A 2,717-nucleotide genomic window follows, 5' to 3' on the forward strand; every position below is an offset into this window, starting at 1 on the left:
GTTCGATATAGGTCTTGTGGTGTGACGCGGTGCTGCTGTTCTCGGTCATGATGGTTCTCCGAAACGGCCGCCGGAAGGGATTTCCAGCTCCAAGCCGTCACGAAGAAAACCGCCCCCCTGTTGCCAGGAGGGCGGCCGACGACGCGCTTAAGACGTGGAAACGCGGGGTCTGCTGCGGCGTTCGTCCTCGTCGTCGCACCAGCCCCAGACCACCTTTCGCCGTCCTCTGCGGCCCGATCGGCTGTCGGTTCCGCTGTTCGACAGAGCAAGCGCGATCCAGCCATCGAACCTATAGAGATTGCCCTTGTGCATTGCCTTGTCCTGGTAGGAGATCGCCCACCGAAACCCATGCGCGATGGCAAGCTCCGGAAACACGAACACGCGCCACAGCCAAAGCATGGCGCGGCTGAGGTCCGGTCGGGACGCGCCGAGCCGTGACAACTCCACGGCTTCGCTGCGCGTGAGCCCGGCCGCCTGCTGGCGGATCAACCGGTCGGTCGAAGCGACGGCGACAGGGCGCCCGTCCTGAAGCAGCGCGTGGGCCCAACCGCTATAGGGCCGCCTGATCGGACCCATGCGGTGTTGCCAGGCTGTGAGCCAGACATTGAGTTCCGGCCGTCCGATCTCTTCCAGGGTGACCGTCGGAAAGCGAAGAGGCGCGGTCACGATCCACCGCCTGCCGGCTTGTTCAGCCAGGCGGCCATTCGTTGGCGCATGATGCCGATCGGCGCGCAGATCTCCGCCACGACGGCGTTGCGCGTGACGTAGCCGCGCTCGCGGAAGAGTGCCACGAAATGGCGCATGACGTCGACATAGAGCGCCGCCGACCAAGCAGAAGTCGTCGAACGGCTTTGTGCCGCCGCGCGTCATCGCATGGATGTGCTTGCCGGCATGCTCGCGGGGCAGGATGATGCCGCGGTGGATATCCGGGCGCGGCCAACGCGTGCCGAGGCCGCCGGCCTTCATACGGCCCGCGATCTCCTCGCTGAGGAGACAGTCGTATTGTTCCACCGGCGAGGTGGCGGCGCGAAACCCGCAGCGCGCCGAGACGAATGCGACCCTTGCCTTCTGTTCCAGGGGGTCGGCGTGGCGCAAGGTCTGCCAGAGCGGGCCGTCGTACCGGTCGCGCGCCGGCATCGGCCTCACGCTGACCCGCTTGACGTTCGAGCATGCCAGGATCAGCAATCGGTGGGGTTTGACGACGTTGCTCATGCCGCCCTCCCCTTGCTGGACCGGATTGCAATCAGTTCGGCGTAACGAGCGTGGATGGAGGCGCGGTCAAGACAGCGCGAGCGGAGCCCCAGCATGCCGCTGACCTCGGTGCGAACCTCAGCAAGGGTGTCGGCCTCGGCGTCGGAAAGCATACGGGTCGGCCAGCCCTTCACATAGAGCGTGGGTTTCGTGATGCGCCGCTCCGCCTCGACACGCCGGCGGGCTTTTTCCTTGGCCACGGTGAGGGCGTCGCGGAGCCGGTCGGCGAGGAGGTGCGGGGCGATATCGCCGAGCCATCGCGATCCCTGGAACGCGAACGTGCTGCGGCATTCGAGGGCGACCATTTCGCGGTAGAGGTCGTGGGTTTCCGCCTGAGCAGTTGCGGCCGTGAGGTCCGCCAAGCTCGACATGATGCAGAACCGGCACGAGACGCGGGAGAGTCCGAATTGTCGATAGGCCGGATGGGGAGCGAGGTCCCTGGCGTCAATCTCCGCGAAGACGTCCGTGTTGGACCACTCAAGGATCGGCCGCCAGGTCCATATGCCGGTCGATTTATCCTGGTCGGCGATTCCGGCATGGGCGCGCTGGCGGCTCTCCTCACGGCGCACGCCCGTGACGCTGATGATGGGCAAGCCCTTGAACCTGCGTTTCAGGTAGGAGTGGATTTGGCTCGTCTTCTGTCCGGAGGTGCAGAAGCGCATCCGTGGTGTGCTCCAGCAGGGCACGAGCGTGACCGTGTTGAGGTTCTCGTATCGGGTGACATTCGATCGCCAGCGGGTTTCCCACTGCTCCATCAGACCGCCTTGTTTTCGCTGGACGACGACGAGCTGTGCCCGCAGGAACGACGCAAGGCGCTCGCATGTGGGCAGCGAATCCCTCCATTCCACCGATCCGAGATCCGCGTGGATGAGCAGGCGCGGACCAGCATGCCCGATGCGGTCGAGATGCTCGAAGGTCGTAAAAGCCGCAGCTTGGCTGTCCTTGCCGCCCGACACGCCGATTGCGACCGCGGCGTCGTTTCTCAGCAATTCCTCGATCGCCGGGATGGTGGACAACGCATGAGGTGCGTTGGCAGTCGGCGTTGCGCGGAGCAGGCGCGGCGTTGCGGGTGCTCTTGCAAGCTGAGAATTCGGGCGCATGGAAACGGCGCGACGGCGTGGCGCGCTCGCAGAACGATATCGCTGTGGCATTGTGCGGCTCCGTGGCGAGCGACCGGACTCTCTCCGGCCTCTAACCCGCCGCTCCCCGCCGACCCCCCTCCCCTCCGCAGCCCCGCCGCTCCGTATCCGCCATTTAGGCAAGGGCTTTGGGATTGAACGGTTGTGTTTTCGAGGTCTGGGCTGAACTCGAGTGAATTCACCTGGCGCCGTTTGCTATGACGTCGGGACGCCTGTGTCGATTTGCGATCCGAAGTTAAGATCAGTGCCGACGACAAGTCCGAGCTGAGGGCAAATCCCTAGAGAAGGTCAGAAGGCTCGGATGGGGTGGGACGATAATGTCGGTGC

Annotated in this window: 2 protein-coding genes; both read right to left on the minus strand. The window is 64.9% G+C overall.

All coding sequences use genetic code 11. The annotated features are described in order from the left end of the window. Positions 1-147: 147 nt before the first annotated feature. Positions 148-1,212: a hypothetical protein gene (locus tag ACODTY_RS23695; protein WP_488996628.1), complete on the minus strand. Its 1,065-nt coding sequence runs from the start codon at positions 1,210-1,212 to the stop codon at positions 148-150. Beyond that, positions 1,209-2,267 carry a phosphoadenosine phosphosulfate reductase domain-containing protein gene (locus ACODTY_RS23700; protein WP_488996629.1) on the minus strand — a complete coding sequence of 353 codons (1,059 nt, stop codon included), beginning with the start codon at positions 2,265-2,267 and terminating at the stop codon, positions 1,209-1,211. Before ACODTY_RS23700 ends, ACODTY_RS23695 begins: the two co-directional genes overlap by 4 nt. Positions 2,268-2,717: the final 450 nt, after the last annotated feature.

Source organism: Mesorhizobium sp. FG116 (assembly GCF_057809835.1).

Excerpts from the sequence above, each read along its gene's own strand:
- ACODTY_RS23695 (WP_488996628.1), bottom strand. The coding sequence starts at position 1,212 with ATGAGCAACGTCGTCAAACCCCACCGATTGCTGATCCTGGCATGCTCG.